14 protein-coding genes, 2 tRNA genes and 1 pseudogene are annotated in these 22375 nt (G+C 47.0%); 12 read left to right on the forward strand and 5 right to left on the reverse strand.

Annotated elements, in window-relative coordinates; genetic code table 11:
- From HPS54_RS13135 to HPS54_RS10615, 3 genes and pseudogenes are all read left to right on the forward strand, one after another.
- Positions 1–119 (forward strand): annotated as a pseudogene (locus tag HPS54_RS13135) (IS30 family transposase); the annotation flags it as partial.
- A 142-nt stretch (positions 120–261) separates the two neighbouring features.
- Positions 262–516 carry a type B 50S ribosomal protein L31 gene (locus tag HPS54_RS10610; protein WP_172345429.1) on the forward strand — a complete coding sequence of 85 codons (255 nt, stop codon included), beginning with the start codon at positions 262–264 and terminating at the stop codon, positions 514–516.
- A 117-nt stretch (positions 517–633) separates the two neighbouring features.
- Entirely contained in the window at positions 634–1566 is a 933-nt protein-coding gene (locus HPS54_RS10615; RefSeq protein ID WP_172345430.1) for a DNA/RNA non-specific endonuclease, read from the forward strand.
- Between the two features lie 123 nt (positions 1567–1689).
- Here HPS54_RS10615 and HPS54_RS10620 read toward each other — a convergent pair whose 3' ends face one another.
- Positions 1690–2250 carry a hepatitis A virus cellular receptor 1 gene (locus HPS54_RS10620; protein ID WP_216653073.1) on the reverse strand — a complete coding sequence of 187 codons (561 nt, stop codon included), beginning with the start codon at positions 2248–2250 and terminating at the stop codon, positions 1690–1692.
- A gap of 373 nt (positions 2251–2623) precedes the next feature.
- Here HPS54_RS10620 and HPS54_RS10625 point away from each other — a divergent pair, with 373 nt between their 5' ends.
- From HPS54_RS10625 to HPS54_RS10640, 4 genes are all read left to right on the forward strand, one after another.
- A complete protein-coding gene (locus HPS54_RS10625; RefSeq protein WP_172345431.1) occupies positions 2624–3181 on the forward strand; it encodes a glutathione peroxidase in 558 nt (185 codons plus the stop codon).
- Between the two features lie 80 nt (positions 3182–3261).
- On the forward strand, positions 3262–4200 hold the full coding sequence (gene trxB, locus HPS54_RS10630) for a thioredoxin-disulfide reductase (protein ID WP_172345432.1): 939 nt from the start codon (positions 3262–3264) through the stop codon (positions 4198–4200).
- Between the two features lie 79 nt (positions 4201–4279).
- A complete protein-coding gene (locus HPS54_RS10635; RefSeq protein WP_172345433.1) occupies positions 4280–5641 on the forward strand; it encodes a TrpB-like pyridoxal phosphate-dependent enzyme in 1362 nt (453 codons plus the stop codon).
- A gap of 101 nt (positions 5642–5742) precedes the next feature.
- Complete coding sequence (locus tag HPS54_RS10640; protein ID WP_172345434.1) at positions 5743–6066, forward strand: hypothetical protein; 324 nt, start codon at positions 5743–5745, stop codon at positions 6064–6066.
- A gap of 117 nt (positions 6067–6183) precedes the next feature.
- On the opposite strand, the gene mfd is transcribed toward HPS54_RS10640, so the two are convergent.
- Positions 6184–9624: a transcription-repair coupling factor gene (gene mfd, locus HPS54_RS10645; protein WP_172345435.1), complete on the reverse strand. Its 3441-nt coding sequence runs from the start codon at positions 9622–9624 to the stop codon at positions 6184–6186.
- Positions 9625–9809: 185 nt separating this feature from the next.
- Between mfd and HPS54_RS10650 the strand changes: the two genes are divergently transcribed.
- Positions 9810–10562 (forward strand): polyprenol monophosphomannose synthase, encoded by a 753-nt coding sequence (locus tag HPS54_RS10650; protein WP_172345436.1) that lies wholly within the window; start codon positions 9810–9812, stop codon positions 10560–10562.
- Positions 10563–10725: 163 nt separating this feature from the next.
- Positions 10726–11484, forward strand: coding sequence for a lysophospholipid acyltransferase family protein (locus tag HPS54_RS10655; RefSeq protein ID WP_172345437.1), 759 nt, complete (start codon positions 10726–10728; stop codon positions 11482–11484).
- 585 nt (positions 11485–12069) lie between these two features.
- Here HPS54_RS10655 and HPS54_RS10660 read toward each other — a convergent pair.
- The 3 genes from HPS54_RS10660 to HPS54_RS10670 all read right to left on the reverse strand — a co-directional run bounded on the left by HPS54_RS10660 (position 12070) and on the right by HPS54_RS10670 (position 16813).
- Positions 12070–12142 (reverse strand) — tRNA-Lys (locus HPS54_RS10660).
- A gap of 412 nt (positions 12143–12554) precedes the next feature.
- Positions 12555–12628, reverse strand: a tRNA-Ala gene (locus tag HPS54_RS10665).
- Between the two features lie 84 nt (positions 12629–12712).
- Entirely contained in the window at positions 12713–16813 is a 4101-nt protein-coding gene (locus tag HPS54_RS10670) for a hybrid sensor histidine kinase/response regulator transcription factor (RefSeq protein WP_352230697.1), read from the reverse strand.
- Positions 16814–17039: 226 nt separating this feature from the next.
- Between HPS54_RS10670 and HPS54_RS10675 the strand changes: the two genes are divergently transcribed.
- The 3 genes from HPS54_RS10675 (at position 17040) to HPS54_RS10685 (ending at position 22347) form a co-directional block, all read left to right on the forward strand.
- Positions 17040–20351: a glycoside hydrolase family 5 protein gene (locus tag HPS54_RS10675; RefSeq protein WP_172345439.1), complete on the forward strand. Its 3312-nt coding sequence runs from the start codon at positions 17040–17042 to the stop codon at positions 20349–20351.
- Between the two features lie 50 nt (positions 20352–20401).
- On the forward strand, positions 20402–21364 hold the full coding sequence (locus HPS54_RS10680) for a glycoside hydrolase family 5 protein (protein ID WP_253951994.1): 963 nt from the start codon (positions 20402–20404) through the stop codon (positions 21362–21364).
- A 68-nt stretch (positions 21365–21432) separates the two neighbouring features.
- The gene (locus tag HPS54_RS10685; protein ID WP_172345441.1) at positions 21433–22347 is read left to right on the forward strand and encodes a sugar-binding protein; all 915 of its coding nucleotides are present in this window, start codon (positions 21433–21435) and stop codon (positions 22345–22347) included.
- Positions 22348–22375 lie beyond the last annotated feature (28 nt).

A 22375-nucleotide genomic window follows, 5' to 3' on the forward strand; every position in this document is an offset into this window, starting at 1 on the left:
ACAACTATATCAAGAAAGTGGGAAAGAAATTGAACCTCAGACCGAGAAAGAAACTAAATTTCTCAACCCCGAAAGAAGAATTCTTCAAACAAATCATTAATTTTGCACTTGCCAGTTGAAACTACCGACATATCTCAAGACATCGCATCTGTACGAAAAAAGAATAAATATTTGGATTATATAATATTTATTATTACCTTTGCAGCCCGTAAAGTGTTATCACGACAAGATTTTAATTAACAATATCAATATAACAACAAAATGAAAAAAGGTATTCATCCAGAAAACTATCGCCCCGTCGTATTCAAGGATATGTCCAACGGCGATATGTTCCTTACAAAGTCTACATGCAAGACAAACGATACAGTAGAATTTGAAGGAGAGACTTATCCTGTAGTGAAGATTGAAATCTCAAGCACCTCTCACCCGTTCTATACAGGCAAGAGCAAGCTCGTGGACACGGCAGGTCGTGTGGACAAGTTCATGAGCCGCTACGGAAAAGCTGCGAAGAAATAATATATATACATATATATTCGAGAACAAAGAAAAGGAAGTGTGTTCCTGCGTAGTTGCATATTCGCAAGGACACACTTTGTTTTTGTCTTTAATACAAACATCTGACTCTGAAAAACAATGAAAGAACTAAGATTTTTACTGTACATTCTCTTCATGGCACTCACCGTGGTGTCATGTGGCGGAGGTGACGATGATGACGAAGGCAGCGGCGGCACACCCGACACGCCGAGTGCAAACGTGAACAAGAACACCGTGACGACGACAAACGCCGTGACACGTCTCGAGTTTCCGCGTGTAAAAGGCGGAAGAAACCGGATACTGGTATACCGCACAGGCGACAAATACGGGATAAACTACTGTGTGGAATGGGATGCGGACAAGAAGTCGCAACGCTGGTCGTGCTATCAGATGTACCAGGGTTGGAGTGGCAATGCGGGAAGGTATGATCCTCAAACAAATCCGGGGAATCATCCTAATGAACGCCAGTATCCATACGACCCCAACCTGCCTGCATCGGAACGTTGGGAAGAAGATTATTTCTATGGTTCCTATTTCAATGGCGCAAGATTTGACCACGGACACATATGCCCGTCTGCCGACCGCCAATATTCAAAGGAGGCGAACTATCAGACGTTCTACATGACAAACATGCAGCCTCAGTACAACAAGTTCAACGCCAAGCTTTGGGCGGAAATGGAGGCGAGAGTGCGCAAGTGGACGCCTACGGCAAAGGGAGATACCCTGTTTGTATGCAAGGGCGGAACAATAGACAGCGAAGAGAACATACTGACACGTATACAGGGAAAGCTCATTGTCCCAAAGTATTTCTACATGGCGCTGCTTCTCAAGATCAAAGGACAGTACCGTGCCATAGCCTTCTGGGCGGAGAACGAGAACAGGGACAGGGGTAACGAAAGCCTCAGACAGTTTGCAATAAGCATAGACGAGCTGGAACGCCGCACGGACATAGACTTCTTCTGCAACTTGCCCGACGACATTGAAAACAGGGTTGAAAGCTCGTACAATACGAGTGTGTGGGGGCTGAAATAATTTATAATTGATAATGGATAATTGATAATGAAAGTATATGGTCATTATCAATTATCCATTATCAATTATAAATTACACAATAACCCTATGGGTTACGGTGCATAAAGCATAGCTTTACGGTGTCTAAAGCATAGGTTTATGGAATTTGCGTACCGGTCTGTCACCGTCCTTGAACGAAACGCCCTTTGACTTCATCTTTGCATTCTGCTTTGCTCCGTACCAATCCCAGCCCCACTCATAATCGTTCCAATTGGGCGAAGACACATGTGTCAGACGGAAATCGACATTGTTATCACCATCATATATGGTTCCGGAGAAATATCTGTCACTCAAGCTGTAGTCGTGTATTTCTACATAACTTCCTTCTTCCCGGAACCACACCCTTATGACACCGTTACTTACCTGCCAGTCTATATGGTTGGCAATATAGTCCCACGGCGCACGGCTGTAGTGGTCTACCCAATATCCGTTTCCCGACGAATAGGTGTACGGGTCGCGCAGGAAACAGATTTCCGAATAGGTGGACTGATATTCGTATCCGTCATAAGCACAGGATACATACATGTTGCCCCTCCAAGTCCCTTCAAGCGTGTATGCTATCTCGTCATCCTCGTCACAACTTACAAACGTGAACGACAGGAGAGCCACAAGCATAAACGTACAAAAACGTGTAATCTTTTTCATAATCATCATGTGTTTATTTGTTATTGTTATTTCCTGTTGCAAAAGTAACGTTTTTCTGTTTAACCAGAAAATGTAAAATCCATATTGTTTGGTAGGGATTTTCCTATGTATATTAAGTTTAAGGTTTCAGTTTTTGAGGTTTTGAGATGAAGAATGAAAAATATAACAATAAAACGACTGCATCAGCCTTGTTCCCTGTGCTCTCACAATCTAAAACAATTTTCACCTTAAAACCTCAAAAAACCTAACAAAACATAATAAAGTAATGGTTTGCAATGATAAATGATAATTTTCTTATACCTTTGTAAGAAATAACGGATTTGATATAGCAGCATAAAACATATTAAAAACAACCATATTAACAAATGATGATATGAAAACTATTTACGACTACACGGTAAAGGACAGAAAAGGCAGCCCCATATCTCTGAGGGCTTTTGCCAACGAGGTTGTGCTGATTGTAAACACAGCCACGAAATGCGGGTTCACACCGCAGTATGAAGAACTGGAAAAACTTTATGAGACATATCACAGTCGCGGTTTCGACATTCTCGACTTTCCGTGCAACCAGTTCGGGCAGCAGGCTCCCGGCACCGACGAGTCGATACACAGCTTCTGCAAGCTGACATACGGCACACAGTTCCCGCGTTTCAAGAAACTGAAGGTGAACGGTGATGATGCCGACCCGCTTTACAAGTTCCTTACAAGTCAGAAGGGATTTGCCGGCTGGGACATGTCACACCCTATAGCACCGGTGCTTGACGACATACTGTCGAAAGAGGATCCCGACTATAAAGAGAAACCGAGCATAAAGTGGAACTTCACCAAGTTTCTCATCAACAAGAAAGGACAGGTGGTAGCACGTTTCGAGCCTACGGAGAAGATAGAGAACATTGCAAAGAGGATAGAAGAGCTCCTGGAAGAGCTATAGAGACTATAGACTATAGTTGCTATAGATGCTATAGATGCTATAGAGCCTATAGAAGCTAAAACCTACAATCAACAAAAAAAATGGAACAGAGAGAACACGTGCGCTGCCTCATCGTGGGCAGCGGTCCCGCCGGATATACGGCGGCAATATATGCGTCGCGCGCAAACCTGCAACCCGTTGAATACTGCGGCATGCAACCCGGAGGGCAGCTCACACAGACCACAACGGTGGAGAACTTCCCCGGATATCCCAATGGAGTGGACGGAAACCAGATGATGATGGAGATGCGTCAGCAGGCAGAGGCGTTCGGAGTTGACCTGCGTGACGGGGTTATCGTAAAGGCCGACCTGAGCAAGGCGCCATACGTGCTGACCACCGACAGCGGCAAAGAAATAGAGGCAGACACGGTGATAATAGCCACAGGTGCGTCTGCCAAGTATCTCGGACTGGAAGACGAGAAGAAATACAACGGCATGGGCGTATCGGCATGTGCCACATGCGACGGTTTCTTCTACCGCAAAAAGACCGTTGCCGTGGTTGGCGGCGGCGACACAGCATGTGAAGATGCACTGTATCTGTCCGAACTTGCAGAGAAAGTGTATATGATCGTACGCAAGCCTTTCCTGCGCGCGTCGGACGTAATGCAGAAACGCGTAAAGGAAAAGGAGAACATAGAGATATTGTTCGAGCACAACACGTTGGGACTGTTCGGCGAGAACGGCGTGGAGGGTGCCCGTCTGATACGCCGCAAGGGCGAGGCCGACGAGGCTGAGGTGGAAATAAAGATTGACGGTTTCTTCCTTGCCATAGGTCACACGCCCAACTCCGGAGTGTTCAGCGAGTGGCTCGACACCGACGAGACGGGATACATAAAGACCGTTCCGGGCACACCGCTTACAAACATACCGGGAGTGTTCGCCGCAGGCGACGTTGCCGACCCACGTTACCGTCAGGCAATAACAGCAGCGGGAAGCGGATGCAAGGCGGCGATAGAGGCGGAAAGATTTTTGAATAATTAAGAATTGGTAATTTATAATTTATAATTACAGCGCAGCGAGAACAATTCGTAATTCGTAATTCCAAATTCGTCACTCAAAAATGATAAAACAAAAGAAATTCATACTACAGGAAAACGAACTTCCCACACAATGGTATAACATACAGGCGGACATGGTAAACAAACCCATGCCGCCACTGAATCCTGCAACAAGAAAACCGCTTAAGGCGGAAGACATGTACCCCATATTCTGCGAGGAGTGTTGCCGTCAGGAAATGGACCAGGAACATGCGTGGATAGACATACCCGATGAGGTGCAGGAGCGTTACAGATATTATCGCTCCACACCGCTTGTGCGTGCATACGCCCTCGAAAAAGCCCTTGACACCCCTGCACACATCTACTTTAAGAACGAGAGCGCCACTCCGCTGGGCAGTCACAAGATAAACTCAGCCATACCGCAGTGTTACTACTGCAAGAGGGAAGGCGTCACAAACGTAACGACAGAGACAGGTGCCGGGCAGTGGGGAACGGCGTTGAGCTATGCCGCAAAGACCTTCGGACTGGAAGCTGCCGTTTATCAGGTTAAGATAACACTCAACCAGAAGCCCTACCGCAGTATACTGATGCGCACGTTCGGAGCACAGGTCACAGGGTCGCCGTCGATGTCCACACGTGCGGGCAAGGACATCATCACGCGCGACCCGTCGCACCAAGGCTCGCTGGGCACTGCCATATCCGAGGCGATAGAGCTGGCAACGACAACACCTAACTGCAAATACACTCTTGGCTCTGTGCTGAACCACGTAACGCTGCATCAGACCGTCATCGGACTGGAAGCCGAGAAACAGATGGAAATGGCGGGAGAATATCCGGACATCGTTATAGGATGTTTCGGCGGAGGGTCTAACTTCGGTGGTATCGCATTCCCGTTCATGCGCCACAACATACTGGAAGGAAAAACAACGGAGTTTATCGCAGCCGAACCGGAAAGCTGTCCGAAACTTACACGCGGAGTGTTCAAATACGACTTCGGCGACGAGGCGGGATACACACCGCTGCTGCCTATGTTCACACTCGGACACGAATTCAGACCGGCAAACATACATGCCGGCGGACTGCGCTATCACGGCGCGGGCGTAATAGTGTCGCAACTGCTTAAAGACAACATGATGCACGGCGTTGACATTCCGCAGTTGGAGTCGTTCGATGCCGGCATGATATTCGCACGTACCGAAGGCATTGTCCCCGCCCCCGAAAGCTGTCACGCCATAGCGGCAGCCATACGCGAGGCCGAAAAGTGCAAGGAGAGCGGTGAGGAAAAGGTAATACTATTCAATCTCAGCGGACACGGTCTCATCGACATGCCGTCGTACAGCCAATATCTTAACGGCGACCTTATCAACTTCAAGGTTTCAGACGAAGACATAACGAGGTTTACCAAGGATATACCGGAAGTCTGAGAAATTAAGAGTTAAGAATTAAGAATTTGGAATTACGAGTGACGAAACAAAGTTCGGCGGCCGTAGGGAAAGCCAATTATAAATTATTAATTATAAATTGTTTGAAGGTTATAAAGTGCAGATTAGTTCCCAAGGATATATGTGTCAACCTGTTCGGACTGTTGCTCGCGCGAGACACCGGATGGATAGACATCCATGTCATGAACCATGAACGCATACATACGCTGCAGCAACGCGAACTGCTGTTCGTTCCTTTTTATATCATATACATAGCCGAATGGCTGTTGCGATTCGCACGTCACCGCAACAGCCACGAGGCATATATGGAAATATCATTTGAGAAAGAAGCATACGCCCACGGGCACGACCTTACATATCCTGCAAGGCGCAGACACTTCGCACAATGGAGAAATAATAATTTATAATTAATAATGAATAATTTATAATTAACGCGCAGCGAGAACAATTGGCTTTCCCTACGGTCGCCGAACGTTGTTTCCAAACTTGCTGCGCCCCAATTATAAATTGTAAATTGTAAATTATTAATTACTTATATTCCGTAGAACCTCCACAGCCTGCCCAACGGTTTCCACATTGGAAACCACCATGGACCTTTTTCCCTTAATCTCCTTAAGGCTGCAACGACGTGTATTGGCGGCGACATAGTTTATTACATCGCCGAAAACACGGCTTTTGTAATACGGGCTCATGGCGTTCGACACAAACTGCATCTGCATGCGCCCCTGTTTCAGTATGATCTTCTCACAGCCTAGGTGTCTTCCCAGTCTGCGCAGCGGCACTATATTGAGAAGTTCAAGTCCCTCGTGCGGCATTTCACCGAAACGGTCGTTCATGTCCTGCTTGAACTTTTCAAGCTCTTCATCGTTCGATATGTTCTCAAGCTCACGGTACAGCATCATGCGCTCGCTGCTTCCCGGCACATAATTGTCGGGGAAGTACATCTCCAGGTCGCTCTCAATGGCACAGTCTTCCACAAAATCATTGCCGGAGAGTTGTCTTCCGCCTTCAATCTCCTCGCCGTACATGTCGCCGAATTCATCGTTTCTAAGTTCCGTCACTGCCTGGTTCAGTATCTTCTGATACGTCTCATATCCCAGATCTTCCATAAAACCACTCTGTTCCGCTCCGAGAAGGTTGCCGGCACCGCGTATGTCGAGGTCCTGCATGGACAGGTTGAAACCGCAGCCAAGTTCGGAGAACGTCTCAAGAGCCTCGAGACGGCGGCGCGCCTCCTGTGTAAGCCCTGCTTTAGGTGGTGACAGCAGATAACAAAAAGCCTTCTTGTTGCTGCGCCCTACCCTGCCGCGCATCTGATGAAGGGCGGACAGTCCGAAACGGTGGGCATCGTTTATTATTATGGTATTGGCATTGCTTATGTCCACGCCGTTCTCGACTATTGTCGTTGAGATGAGCACATCGTAGTCGTAGTTTATAAATCCCATTATCACCTTTTCAAGTTCTTCGGGTTTCATCTGCCCGTGACCTATGGCAACACGCGCATCGGGAATATATTTGTTTATAAGTGCCGCCAGCTCGGGCAGACGGCTTATACGGTCGTTGACAAAAAACACCTGTCCGTTGCGGCTCATCTCAAAGTTTATGGCATCGCATATCACACTCTTGTCAAACGTGTGCACCTCGGTGCATATGGGATAACGGTTGGGCGGAGGCGTCTGTATGATGCTCATGTCGCGTGCGCCCATAAGCGAGAACTGCAGCGTTCGGGGTATCGGCGTGGCGCTCATGGTGAGAGTGTCGACATTGGTCTTCATCTTCCTGAGTTTCTCTTTCGTTGCCACACCGAACTTCTGTTCCTCGTCTATTATGAGCAGTCCGAGGTCTTTGAACTTCACCGCCTTGCCGATGAGTTTGTGCGTACCGATTATGATGTCTATGCGCCCTGACTCAAGATCGGCAAGCACCTCCCTTGTTTTCTTTGCACTGCGAGCACGCGACAGATATTCCACACGCACGGGGAAGTTTTTCAGCCGTCCGGAAAATGTCTGATAGTGCTGATATGCAAGCACCGTTGTCGGCACGAGCACCGCCACCTGCTTTGAGTCGCATGCCGCCTTGAATGCCGCACGCACCGCCACCTCGGTCTTGCCGAAGCCCACGTCGCCGCACACAAGACGGTCCATCGGGCGGCGACTCTCCATGTCAGCCTTGACATCGTTGGTTGCCTTAAGCTGGTCGGGAGTGTCCTCATAGAGAAAACCCGCTTCCAGTTCGTGCTGCATGAACGTGTCCGCACTGTATGCAAATCCTTTCTCGTGTCGACGTGCGGCATATAGTTTTATAAGGTCGCGTGCAATATCCTTTATTCTCTTCTTTGTCTTCTCCTTCAGCCTGTCCCATGCTCCGGTGCCCAGAGTACTCAGCCGCGGCGGCGTCTCGCTGTCGCGCCGCTTGTATTTGGATATCTTGTAAAGCGAATGTATGCTCACATCCACCTTGTCGTTGTGCTGATATACTATGCGTATCATCTCCTGATAGCTGTTGCCTACGGGCACACGCACCAGTCCGGCAAACTTTCCTATGCCGAAGTCTACGTGCACGATATAGTCGCCCGGCTCCATTTCCTGAAGTTCTTTCATCGTCAGCGCCATTTTTCCGCTGCGTGCCGCATCGGAACGCAGGCTGTATTTATGGAAACGGTCGAATATCTGATGATCGGTAAACAGGCACATGCACATGTCGTTGTCCACAAAACCGGCATGCAAGGCATTGTCCACGGGGGTGAAGTCTATGCGCGACGGACTGTCGTCGGCAATGCGACGTCTGCCGTCACCGCCGTCCGCCGTTGCTGCACGCTCGTCGAAAATGTCGCGCAGGCGCTGGTTCTGCTTGCGGCTGTCGGCAAGCACATACATACGGTATCCCCTCGACGTATAGTCTTCGAAAGCCCTGGTGAGCAGTTCGAAGTTCTTATGGAACAGCGGCTGTGCCTCTGTCGAGAACTTCAACACGGCATCCGCCGCGTCATCTGCCGTGCTTCCGAGGCTGACGTGGCGGAAACGGGCTGACGCACTGTCGAATGCCGTGCCGCCCACAAGCATGTTCTCCGCCTTCATCTCACGCATTATCGTCTGCTGCTCCATTTCCGTGGCGCCTTCAAGACGCTCTGTCATTGCCTGCGAAGAAAAGCCCTCGCGATATATGCGCTCTATCACGTCGCGCACAAAGGCGGCGTCTTTCGTCACCAGCAGCGCATCGTCGGGAAGAAACTCGAGAAACGGCACTTTGTCACCGGCAAAAGAAGCAAGTTCGGGAACTATCTCGATGGCTTCGCGACGGTCCTTGGACAACTGGCTCTGCACCTCGAACGTGCGTATGGAGTCTATCTCGTCGCCGAAGAAGTCGATGCGGAAAGGATATTCGCTGCTGTATGAATAGACGTCGAATATGCTGCCGCGCACGGCAAACTGCCCCGGCTCGTAGACATAGTCGGTCTCGGCAAAGCCCAGTCCGCGCAACTCGCGTGCAAGCACGGCTATGTCTGCCGTTTGTCCCACCGCAAGTTTCATCATCCTCTCGTCCAGTCTGCCGCGCGACACCACAAGTTCGCTCAGAGCCTCGGAATGGGTGACGATGTACAAGGGCTGTCCCGTGCCATACGACGACAGCCGTCCGAGCACCTCGGTGCGCAATATGCAGTTGGCGGCATCGCGCTGTCCATATTTCACCCTTCGGCGGTATGACGAAGGAAAGAACAACACGCTGTCATTGCCGAGCATGCGTGTAAGGTCGTGATAGAAATATCCTGCCTCGTCGGCATCGTTCATTATAAAAAGACATGGCGGTACGCCTCCGCCGGCAACCGAGGCAAACACCACCGGAGCCGCCGACGCCACAAGTCCCTGCAACGACACCGTGCGCAACGAAGTGTCGCACAAAGCCGAGCGAAGCGCCACCACACGGGATGACGAGGCATAAAGACGTAATATTTCGTGTATATCCATTTTTTACAATCGGGTATGAAAACAACAATGACGGCGCAGCATCAAACGCCCGCATCCAACGGGAAAAAGGGCTTGTAAAAGCAGGTGCAAAAATACAAAATAAAGTTATAAAGTAAGGTGCATTTGAATATAAATTACTACATTTGCACACATCTATACATTACACACCGTAAAACAAAACGAACATGAACGGAAGCGACAGCATCGTCATCATCCCGACATACAATGAGATCGAGAACATAGAGAAAATAATACGCAGTGTTTTCTCACTGGAAAAGTGTTTCCACATACTTGTAATAGACGACGGTTCGCCCGACGGCACCGCTGCCAAGGTGCACCGGCTGATGAACGAGGAATTCACCGACCGGCTGTTCATCATGGAGCGCAGCGGAAAACAGGGGTTGGGCACAGCCTACATCGCAGGATTTAAATGGGCGCTCGACAGAGACTACGAATACATCTTTGAGATGGATGCCGACTTCAGCCACGACCCCGCCGACCTGCCGCGGCTCTACGCCGCATGTCACGACGAAGGATACGACGTGGCGATAGGCTCGAGATACGTAAGCGGCGTGAACGTGGTGAACTGGCCCATGGGCAGAGTGCTCATGAGTTATTTCGCATCGCAGTACGTGAGGATCGTTACCGGCTTCAAGGTACACGACACCACGGCGGGTTTCAAGTGCTACAAACGCCGCGTGCTCGAGACGATAGAGCTGGACAAGATAAGGTTCAAGGGCTACGCCTTCCAGATAGAGATGAAGTTCACCGCCTACAAGACGGGCTTCAGGATAAAAGAGGTGCCCGTTATCTTCGTAAACCGCCGCGAGGGAGTGTCAAAGATGAGCGGCGGCATCTTCGGCGAGGCGTTCTTCGGGGTGATGCGTCTGCGCTGGGACGGCTGGACAAGGCACTATCCGAAAATCAAGGAACAATAACGCATGACGCAGCCGCATACATCCGGAATAAAAACCCATAGGGTTACGATGTATAACCCATAGGGTTATGACAGCTAACTCATAGGGTTACGACAGCAGTACCGTATTTGTATACATCATTGTATGAAAGAATGAACATAACAATAAAAAAACAAAGCTCCCAATGAAACTCATATACCGCATCTACCAGTTGTTTGTGGCACTGCCGCTCATCGCCGTATGGACAGTATTCATATCACTTACCGTCGGCATAGGATGCACTGTCGGCAACGGTCACTTCTGGGGCTACTACCCCGGAAAGTGGTGGGGCAACATAATACTTAAGATCCTGTTCATACCGGTAAAAGTCACCGGGCGCGAAAACATCAGAAAAGGCGAGTCATACGTGATAGTGAGCAATCATCAGGGCATGTTCGACATATTCCTGATATACGGTCACCTGTGCCGCAACTTCAAGTGGATGATGAAACACCAGCTGCGCAAAATGCCGTTTGTGGGCTTTGCCTGTGAGAAGGCACACCACATATTCGTGGACAGGCGCGGTCCCAAGAAGGTAAAGGAGACATACGACAAGGCACGCGCCACGCTGAAAGACGGCATGAGCCTTGTGGTATTTCCCGAGGGTGCGCGCACGTTTACGGGGCACATGGGCGAGTTCAAGCGTGGCGCCTTCATGCTTGCCGACGAGCTTAGTTTGCCCGTTGTGCCGATAACGATAAACGGCGCGTTCGACATCATGCCGCGCACAAAGGACTGGCACTGGGTTTCATGGCATCCTATGACGCTCACCATACACAAACCCATATATCCTAAGACGCAGGGCTTGGAGAACATAAAGACCACCATGGACAAGAGCTATGAGACGATAATGTCGGCACTGCCGGAGAAATACCGGGGATTTGTGGAAAATCCGGATCAGTGACATGTCTGCAATACATTTCCTTGTTTCCGACGTTCAAAACAGATAAAGACATTATTCATTGCATTTTGGGTTTATGTCACCTTCATCTTCACCTATCAAATATCGCCAAATTGGGTAGTAAAACTGAAATAAGCTATCTTTGCATCATAAATTCAAATATTTACGATTAATAAATATCGCCCACGCATTATAGATAGAGAATTATCCATACGTATAAAGTATAGGAGCAATTGTGTTGGAGGGTGCAAAATGGTGTAGTAAGTCCAAAACCGCGGAACACCATAGCAACAGTGCTGTTTTTATTATGGATGATCCTCGCAAGCGTTCACAGTACATGATATTTGCAGAAGATAATCCAGATATAATACTTAACGAAAAAACTCGTTTGATTGATAAATGGCAACTTGCCCCTATGATATGCGATGCTGTATGTTATACAGTAGATCATAGAGAGGGAATGGGAAAGTTTATATTGACAGACTCTACAAAGCCGGCAAATTGAGAAAAACTGTTGCTAAATTGCCAAATGTTGTACTTCTATCGCTTACGGACACGAAAAAGGATCGTCCAAAGATGACCCTTCAGTGATCCGTTTGGGGCTCGAACCCAAGACCCCAACATTAAAAGTGTTGTGCTCTACCAGCTGAGCTAACGGATCATTATGTTTTAAAAGCGAGTGCAAAGGTACATCTTTTTTTATAATAAGCAAAATTATTTGCAACTTTTTTGTTGATCGGCATAACATTATTAATATTTTCATCGGATATATACAAAAAATAATACTGCAAGAATAGTAAAAACAATTTAGATTACACGGTAATTAATACTCTGTTACAAAGTAATTAATACTTCATTCCTTTCCAAGAGATGACCTTTTACAACCTGAAAGGTGGCATATTGGAACGTAAAAGACGGCATATTGCAGAATGAAACGGGGCTTATTGGAAAGAAGCAAAACACATGTTTTCAAGGATTTATGAATAAAGTACGACAACAAAAACATTTGCCGACAAAAAAGAACACGTGAGGCATCGGCTAAAAGAACAAAGCACACGAAAGGATATTACAGGTGGAGAATATCGGGCTCGAACCGATGACCTCTTGCATGCCATGCAAGCGCTCTAGCCAACTGAGCTAATCCCCCGTATAATAATTTCCTGCAAAGTTAGTGTTTTTTGTGAACCGCGCAAATATTTATCAGAAATATTACGAACTTTCTTAAAAAGCATCAAGTGATAAAGTCTTTAGGGAGCTTGCCAAACTGTTCATGGAAGCATTTCGAGAAGTAGCTTGGCGAGTTGAAACCTACGATGGCACACACTTCGTTGATGCGATACTTGCCTGTAGCGAGCAACTCGGCACTGCGGTTCATGCGGATCAGTTTGATGTAGTCGTTAGGAGTAAGCCCTGTAACCTTCTTCACCTTTTTCTGGAAATCACTGCGATTGGTAGCAAATTCCTTTACAAGCATATCAACATTAAAGTCACGGTCGGACATGCGTTCAAGTATTATGCCGGTCAGTTGTTTAAGGAACTGCGAACTGTCGTCAGCATTTGTCGTGCTACGTTTATAGTAATCGAGCGGCGCATTCATGATTCGCTTATGCAGTTGCCGACGCTTGAGCAGAATGGATTCTATCTGAGCTGTAAGTTGCTCGACACTGAACGGTTTCTCAAGATACACATCGGCGCCACCCTTTAGTCCCTTTACCTTGGTCTCAAGGTCGGTCTTAGCCGAAAGCAGAATGATAGGGAGGTGCGAATGTTCCTGACTATTCTTGAGTTGCTGACACAGTTCCAATCCATCCATGACAGGCATCATGACATCGGAGATGATTATATCCACATCGTTGTCGGTCACAGCCTCAATACCACGCCTGCCGTTCTCGGCAGTGATGACCATATAGTCGCGCGAAAGTGCTGACGAAATGAACTCGGACAAATCATCGTTATCCTCTACCACGAGTATGCAAGGTTTCTGTTTGTCTGCACTGCCATGAAAATCCGTCTGATCCGGAACATTCGTCTCTGTTGTCAACACTATGTCAGACATTGCCGGCAACTCGAGTATGAAACGCGCGCCGGCAGAATATGTCTCATCAATTCTCAATTGTCCGTTCATCTTTATTGCCAGCGAGCGTGATAACGAGAGGCCCAATCCCGTGCCGCGATTACGGTCACTCGACTCATTCACCTGATAGAAAGGCTGGAACAAGTTCTTATGATGCTCTGTCTTTATACCTTTTCCATCGTCAGTGACGGTCACCAACATCCTGCCATCATGAACTTCCATGACGACGCGAACTGTCTTGTTGCAGAACTTTAAGGCATTCGACAGCAAATTGCTGACTATCTTATACAACGCCTCGGCATCGATATATCCAAGTGCATCTTTGTTTCTAACTATGAGCGACAGTTCTATTCCATTAGCTTCAGCCTCAGGTGCATACTGCTCATAGACACGTTGCAGCACCCCGTCTATCTTCTGGTAGCGTATGTTGAGCTGAAACATATCGTTCTCAATCTTCCTGAAGTCCAGCAACTGGTTGACAAGCAAGAACAGACGGTTGGTATTTCGCTGAATGGTCTCAAGATAATGGTGCTCGTCCGACAAATTATTGTCACGCAGTATAGCTTCCAACGGACCGGCAATAAGCGAGAGCGGTGTGCGTATCTCGTGGGCAATATTGGTAAAGAAATTTATCTTCTGCTCGTACATTTCCCTTTCATGCACAATCTCAAACTCTTTCTGCCGTTCTGTCTGTTGCCTGCGCATCTGAGCTTTATATATGCGTACCCCCATGACGGCAAATATTATCAGGGCTATGACGTAGAGCACGAGCATGAAAGGACTGAACATGAAAGGCGGCTTGATGATGATCTCAACTGTTTTCTCCTCGCTCCATCGTCCGTTACCATTACTTCCGCTAACATGAAACAAGTACCTGCCGGAAGGCAGATTAATGTACGAAGCATAATTATTGCGCGAATAGACCCAGCCGGCATCAACTCCGTCAAGTCGATAGCGATAAATATTCTCTTCCGGAGACGCATAGTCAAGCAGTGCAAACGATATTGAGAAATTGCTCATGCCATCATCGAGCACAATCTGCTTAACACTCTCTATCGACTCCGAGAGCACATTGTCTTCAGAGCCGGGTTTAACCATAACCGAGTTAACACACAGTCCGGTAAGCATAATGTTCGCACCTTCATCATCAGCAGCCATTGCCTGCGCGGGGTCTACTACAAAGAAGCCATTCGTACCTCCGAAGTAGAGTTTACCATCGCGCGACTCATAGGCACGGTGCAGGTTGGACGGTGTTTCCTTGCCCTGACGTCCCATGAATCTAATATTGCCTGTACCGGACTCCATACATACTATATTATCCTTAGTTGTTGCCCACACATTACCTTTCCTATCCGTACAAATAGAATACACCACATTAGAATATAGTCCATTTGACGCATCGATGGTTCTAAGTATTTCATGACTGGCAATATCCATCACCAGTATGCCCTTATCCTCTGTACATATCCATAATTCGTTGCCCAATATGGTCATACAGGTCAGGTTGCTCAACGACACATTTCGATTACCATATCTCAGGTTTTTCTCAACCGCCCATTTGCCGTTCTTGTTCCAGATAAAAAGACCATTGTTAAAAGTCGAGAACCAGATATTACCCTGCTTGTCCTGTACAATAGCACTAAGATGATAATATCCAAGTTTGTCGAGCACAACCTCCTTTCCCTGCAAAGGGCAATAGACAGCACCGCCCTGCTCCCGCATCAGAATAATATCTCCATTGCTCAGGGTGAATATAGACCTCCCCTCCGCCAGTTTATGTTCGATGTGTCCGCACTGCACAAACCGTGGATATTCCAGCACATCAACACCGTGCCCCGACGTGCCTACAATGAGACTGTTGTTATAGAACATCATGTCCTGCACATTCTCGGTGGCAAGCTTATGAAAATCACTCACACTCTTACTCATTGTATCATACTCATAGATAACATTGCTATTGTGAGTAGAAATGAGCATCTTGCCATCCGGACTTTCCGTAATGCTGCTTATAGCAGACCTTGAAAGAGAGTTACGCCCTATCTTCACCTGAGCCACGCCGTTTCCGGGGTTTGGTTGCAGATAGTTCAGCCCGTTGAAATAAGTACCTGTCCAAATGCCTCCATGCTTGTCGCACACAAGTTCAAATATTGCGTTGTAGTTTTGCTCATAGCCCTCCATTCCTTGCAGGTGACGCTGCTTACACGTGCTCCGGTCTATGACAATCAGTCCGTGTTCAGAACCCATTATAAGTTCATTGTTTCCGTAATCGGTTATCGACCTTATATTTTGGTGTGTCCCCAAACAACGTGTAATGGTATTGCTTGCCGGCGAAAAGTGTATCAGCCCTGAACTGGCTGTTCCAATCCAGAGTGTGCCATCTTTGTCCGGCAGAATGCTGTAAACCGTCTGACCAATCAGAGTGAGACCTTTCCATGAAGAGAAACTATTGAAACTTCGTGTATGTGCATTCCACAAGCATATTCCGGAGCCTGCCGTGCCCAACCAAAGGTTGTTATGACTGTCGATGTTCATCGTCCAAATGAAATCCGAGGGCAACCCACAGGTCTTACTTTTCTTTACGAAATGCTCCACTACCCGCAGTTTGTCATCAAGTCTATAGAGTCCCTTACCATGGGTGCCCACCCATATACTGCCTGCGTAATCCTCAAGGATGCTATTGATAACAGGCTGATTGGCAGCAGTCATATCCAACACGACAGGTACAAACGAATCCATCTTTCTATTAAACAAATAGAGACCATTGTTGGTACCTATAAGCAACCTTCCGTCAGAAGTTTCCTCTATATCGCGTACAAAATTATTACCAAGAGAGCTGTCATCATCAAGCTGTCGCTGATACACTTTAAAGTCACGCCCGTCAAATCTGTTTAGTCCATCCTTGGTTCCTATCCAAAGAAATCCCTTGGAATCGAAGTGCAAACTCCAGACACTATTATATGACAAACCGTCACCAACCAAGTAATTACGATTAACGGAAAACACACCAAGGTGGATAACAAGAGAGAATAACAGGGACAGGCACAAACGTTTTTTGAACATCGGATAAAATAAATAGACAAAATAAAACAAATATCTTCTCACAAAAATAACAATAAAAAAACAACTACAGAAACCGCAAGCATCAAAACACGTTAAAAGCCTCATAATACCTGAAATTGGCATCATTTCATCATATTTTTGCATTTCTGCACACCGAGGCAATATCGTTTTTCGTTGCTTTTGGATAAATCGCAACATCAAATTACAGAATAAAGATATGCGAGGATAAGTATTTTATATTCTTTTATTTCCTTTTTATATTTTATCAGACCGCTTGAACCTAAAGATATAACTTTGTAAACAAATCAAGTAACAACAAGTGATGACAGCAAACCCAATACCTGTTCGCACTATCCCGAGGACAAATGCACATAAAACCCGGAGGAAGAAAATGAGGACTAATACCAATTAAATACTCTCAAATATGAAAAAGTTTTATTTTATAGCAGCGCTCGTATCAGGTCTGTTCCTGATACATACCGCATGGGCTACAATTGTTGACGCAGGCAGCGACGCTCCTGCAACTTTCCCGGCAGATCCAACCGCTAATCAAAATGATGTGTTGGCACTCTACTCAAGTCATTACACCCCTGCTACAAGTTTCACAGGAGGCTCAGGTGTAGGCAACGTTTCGGAAGTGAATGTTCATGTAGGTTCAGAGACACGTCCAATGCTTTATGTCAAAGCAGGTCTTGGCAGTTGGTCATTCGCAGAATTTGCTGCCGCCCAGAACATCAGCGAATACACGAAGATGGAGTTTGACGTGTATAACACACAGTCAGAGTTCGTGATGAAGATCCGCCTGAACGAATCAAGCGGCTACCAGATAGCCAAAAAGATTGCCGCAGGTTGGAACCATGTTTCAATAGACCTCAGCGTCTTCGACGGTCTTGCCAAGAAGCCGGACATGACCGCAATAAAGAAATTCGGTCTCATCAACGCCGGAGGCAACGCACGTACTATATATATAGATAATGTGTATTTCGTGAAAGGTGAGAGCGGAGACCCCGGAGAGGAAGTGAGCGATGCTCCCACCACACTGCCTGCACCACCGGAAGCATTAGAGGATGATGTTTTGGCATTCTATTCAAGCCACTATACACCTGCAACGACATGGAACAAGACAGGTGCAGTAAACGTAGGCAGTGTGGAAGAGAAACATATTACCATTGACGGCAAGACCATGCCGATGCTATATCTGAAAGATGGTCTTAATTCATGGAGCTACTTCTGCTTCAACGATGCACTCGACATCTCTCAGTATGAGAAGCTGGAAATGGATGTGTTCAATCCGAAAAACAGTGTTCCTGAAGAATTATCATTCCAGTTAAAAGTACGTCTTAGCACCACATCATCGTCAGTGACGGTAACCCCAGATCTGCCTGAAGGCTGGACACATGTAGTTATCGATCTCGACGACTATGCCAAGGTACAGAATGTTCCAAACCTCAAATCGGTTAGTCAGATTGGTGTCATCAATGGTCTGGGACATGCACGCAACATCTATGTCGCCAACATCTATGCCAGCGGTAAGAAGACCGGAGGAGACATTGGAGAAGTTGACCCTGACGCTCCTGCCATACCGGCGCCAACACCTAAGCATCAGCAGCAGGATGTACTCTCGTTCTATAGTTCACATTATACAAACGGCGCAGAAATAACACTGGAGAATGCCGGAGACCCGGTATGTTCCATGGAGGAAATCAATGTCGAAGGCAATAAGTATCTCCGTTTCTGGGGCATGAACTGGTGTTTACTCCGACTTACGCCGGAAGTCAATCTCGATGATTACGACTATATCCACGTTGATGTTTATACAAAGAAAGACCCAAAGATCGTGTTCGACTTCGGCAATGGCACAGCCAACGGTCGTACCCCCTGGCAATATCTCACACCAATGCAGTGGAAGAGCATTAACATTCCTATCGAACTGCTCAAGGAGAAAGACGCAACACTCAGCAACCTAAGCCTGATACGTCTGTTCTGTGCAACAGGTTTCCCCATCGAGAAACTTTATTTCGATAACTTCTATGCTTTCAAGGGTTCACCAAGCGGTGACATCATAACCTACGAGATACCACAGGCACCAACGCCTATCATGCCAAAGAATGCGACAAAATGTTTCATGACAGACAAGTATGATGCAGAACTGGCACCGGTGGTAGACAATGCCGGCACTGCAAAAGTCACATTCCCAAAGATTGAAGAAAGCGACAGGGTTGCCAAGTTCGACAACATGAACGGCTCGGCATCTATAAAACTCGAGAACTCTATTGACCTTACAGGAGAGGAGTATCTCCACCTCAACATATATCGTAAGAACGGCAATGCACCTGTCACACTGGCATTCAAATCAGAAGGCGGTACCGATTACAAGCCCACAGCCACACAGCTTGAGGTTCTTACCAAGCAATGGGTGTATGTGAACATTCCCGTATCGGAGCTTACCGCAGCCGGTGTAGACATAACAAAATTCAGCGGTATTCAGATGACAAGCGAAGGCACTGTATATCTCGACAATGTTTTTGCATTCCACGGCACCTACAACGAAGGTCTGGGCGAGGATGGTGTGCTGCAGATTGACTGGGACGAAGCAAAGCGTGCCTATGACCTGCTTGACCCGGAGAAGACAACGTTTATGGGTGTAAACCTCGCAAGCGCCTGCGGTGGCAGAAAGCACGGAGTATTGAACCAACAGTATTTCTATCCTACCAAAGAGGATCTATGGTACTTCAAGAGCCGTGGTGTACGAATGATCCGTTTCCCGTTTGCATGGGAACGTGTACAGCACGAACTTGGCGGCGAGCTTGACAAAGAACTTGATATTGCAAAGATGAAGGAAGTTATGGATGAATGTCAGCGTCTGGGCATTCACGTAATGCTTGATATGCACAACTACTGCCGCTACAAGGTCGGCGAGACTACATATAAGTTTGGTGACACTGAACTCAAGCCGGAGCATTTTGCCGATGTCTGGAAGAAACTTGCCACTGAGTTCAAAGACTACAGCAATCTCTATGGATATGATATCATGAACGAACCTTACGGACTTATACCCGGCAAATGGGCTATTTACGCTCAGGCTGCTATTGATGCCATACGTGAGGTTGACACCACCACACCTATAGTCATCGAAGGCGAGAGCTATGCATCGGCAAAGAGTTGGAACACAACAGGAGCGCCGCTTGCAAATAAGCTCATAGACAGTGCCGACAAAATTATCTGGCAGGCACACAAATATTTCGACAAAGAAGGCAGCGGTCACTACGTGCTTGGTTCATACGAAGAAGAAATGGTCAGCGCGACACAACACATCGACGGCATAAGCCCGTTCGTGGAGTGGTGTGTAGCGAACGGAAAGCGAGGCATCCTCGGCGAGTTCGGCGTACCGGAATATGACTCTCGCTGGCTTAAGGTTCTTGATGATGTATGCAGCTACCTAAAGGAAAACAACATCGATGCAACCTACTGGGTAGGCGGAAACGGATACATCAACGACCCGGTAAGCGTACAGCCTGCAAAGGAGTTTACGCTTGAACGTGCCCAGATGCGTGTACTGCGCAACTATTTCAACGGCTATGACGTATCAACAGCTATAGAAAATATAGATAATCCTGTCAGCTCTGTAACAAGTAACAGGAAAGGCATATACACTATCACAGGTCAGAAGCTTGAGAACACGGCAGGTCACAAAGGTATACTTATAATAAACGGTAAAAAGGTTGTAAAGAAGTAATGAGAAGGATTATTTGTTATTTCATGTTAGCATTTCTTTCTGTGCCGGCAATGGCACAGAAGAAATGCGACAAATGCAACTGCCTGAACGAGTTACCCCAAATAGGGATTACAGGCAAAGACTTTGTCTGTGAAGGCAAGACCATCAGGCTCAAAGGAGTCTCAATGTCGGATCCCGACAAACTAGAACGTGCAGGACACTGGAACCTCGACTATTTCAGACTTGCAAAAAGTTGGGGCTGTAATGTAGTCCGTCTGCCTATACACACATACACGTGGCGTTACAGAGGTAAGAAAGAATACACGGCTATGCTCGACCAAGGCGTGGAATGGGCTCGTCAGACGGGTATGTATGTGATACTTGACTGGCACGCCATAGGCAACCTGCATTCCGATGCCTGGCCTCATTTCAACTATATGACCGATAAGAAAGAGACTGCAGAGTTTTGGAAAGAGATGGCTTTACACTACAAAGGCAATACTACGGTTTGCCTGTTTGAACTATTCAACGAACCGGAGAACGAAAAGAAGCCTCTCACTTGGAATGACTGGAGAGAATACTCGGAACAGCTCATAGACACTATTCGTGCCTATGACAACGAGCGTCTATGCGCAGTGGCAGGAATGAACTGGGCATACAACCTGAACGAAGTCGTAGCAAACCCGGTTAAGCGAGAAGGTGTCTGTTATGTAACTCATCCTTACCCTAAGGGACACAAACAACCATGGGAACCGCAATGGACCGGAGACTGGGGACACGTAGCCGACCACTACCCTGTCATAGCCACAGAACTGGGTTTCGTAATAAAGGGAGAAAGAGGAGAACATGACCCCGTCATAGGCGACGAGACATACGGTAAAGCCATTATGGATTATTTACGTCAACATGGCATCTCATATACGATATGGTGTCTCGATCCCGACTGGTCACCTGCCATGCTTGATGACTATGACGGAACTCCTTCACCACGACAGGGAGTATTCTTTAAAAATGCGATACTGAATGATAAATAAGTAAGTAAACGCAGGAATTATTACACACTCTTATCAAGAGGAACAATTATTTTTTTAACAATAAAGATATGAAAAAGACAATTATACTTATGGCGATAAGCCTTTTCATGCTTTCCGGCATTAATGCACAGACAAAGCAACTCACAATAAAGAAAGGTACAAACCTAAGCACAATCGACGGCAAGGGTGACGATGAGCAATGGCAAGATGTGGACCCGGTAGCAATAGACACACCATTCGGCAATGAAAATGCGAGTGTCAAGGCGTGGTTCAAGATGTATTACACTGACGACTACCTTTATGTTTATGTTGATGTCACTGATGATGTTCATATTCCGGTATGGGTTGGCAAGGCTGACAATGAGAAAGTCAAGGATGTACACCAGTTCTACGATAAAGTGGAAATCTATTTCGATGTAAACGACAACCTGAAAGACGGAAACGGACCGGCTTACATAGGCACCGAAGGAGGTGGAGGTACAATCGCTCCCGGTCACTATCAGTTCGCACCATGGTTTGAGGAAGATGGCTACGACAGTCCGTTCCTCATGTCTGGACTTCTATTCGGCAGTATGAGCGATCAAGCCATGGTCTGCTATTCACTTCGCGAAGACTACAGCGGCTATGGTGTTGAGTTTGAACTTCCACTCAAAAAGTTCTTGAATGACAAAGGCGAATACCTTAGCAAGGAAGCATTCGAGAACCTGCCTCAAGGGCTGGGTTTCGATGTGACCGTTGTTGACAACGATGCCGATGACCTCGGTCGTAAACGCGTTGTATGGTGCAGCAGCGAACAGGAAGCATACTACAATATGGACGGATGCGGTATAGTACGATTCGGTCAAAGCTCCGGTATAGAGAATTTGAAAACTGACACCGGTCATGCAAAAACAGGTATCTGTTACAATCTGCTTGGAATGCGCGTTGATCGTAACAAAAAGGGTATCATCATTTGTGATGGAAAGAAAATAATCAATAAATAACCTGACACAGGCTACTATTACCAAACAA

Source organism: Xylanibacter caecicola, from assembly GCF_013166515.1.
Lineage (GTDB): Bacteria > Bacteroidota > Bacteroidia > Bacteroidales > Bacteroidaceae > Prevotella > Prevotella caecicola.

Bases quoted from the DNA above. Each gene is read 5' to 3' on its own strand.
- HPS54_RS10610 (WP_172345429.1), top strand. From the start codon at position 262: ATGAAAAAAGGTATTCATCCAGAAAACTATCGCCCCGTCGTATTCAAG.
- HPS54_RS10615 (WP_172345430.1), top strand. From the start codon at position 634: ATGAAAGAACTAAGATTTTTACTGTACATTCTCTTCATGGCACTCACC.
- HPS54_RS10620 (WP_216653073.1), bottom strand. From the start codon at position 2,250: ATGAAAAAGATTACACGTTTTTGTACGTTTATGCTTGTGGCTCTCCTG.
- HPS54_RS10625 (WP_172345431.1), top strand. From the start codon at position 2,624: ATGAAAACTATTTACGACTACACGGTAAAGGACAGAAAAGGCAGCCCC.
- trxB (WP_172345432.1), top strand. From the start codon at position 3,262: ATGGAACAGAGAGAACACGTGCGCTGCCTCATCGTGGGCAGCGGTCCC.
- HPS54_RS10635 (WP_172345433.1), top strand. From the start codon at position 4,280: ATGATAAAACAAAAGAAATTCATACTACAGGAAAACGAACTTCCCACA.
- mfd (WP_172345435.1), bottom strand. From the start codon at position 9,624: ATGGATATACACGAAATATTACGTCTTTATGCCTCGTCATCCCGTGTG.
- HPS54_RS10650 (WP_172345436.1), top strand. From the start codon at position 9,810: ATGAACGGAAGCGACAGCATCGTCATCATCCCGACATACAATGAGATC.
- HPS54_RS10655 (WP_172345437.1), top strand. From the start codon at position 10,726: ATGAAACTCATATACCGCATCTACCAGTTGTTTGTGGCACTGCCGCTC.
- HPS54_RS10670 (WP_352230697.1), bottom strand. From the start codon at position 16,813: ATGTTGCGATTTATCCAAAAGCAACGAAAAACGATATTGCCTCGGTGT.
- HPS54_RS10675 (WP_172345439.1), top strand. From the start codon at position 17,040: ATGAAAAAGTTTTATTTTATAGCAGCGCTCGTATCAGGTCTGTTCCTG.
- HPS54_RS10680 (WP_253951994.1), top strand. From the start codon at position 20,402: ATGGCACAGAAGAAATGCGACAAATGCAACTGCCTGAACGAGTTACCC.
- HPS54_RS10685 (WP_172345441.1), top strand. From the start codon at position 21,433: ATGAAAAAGACAATTATACTTATGGCGATAAGCCTTTTCATGCTTTCC.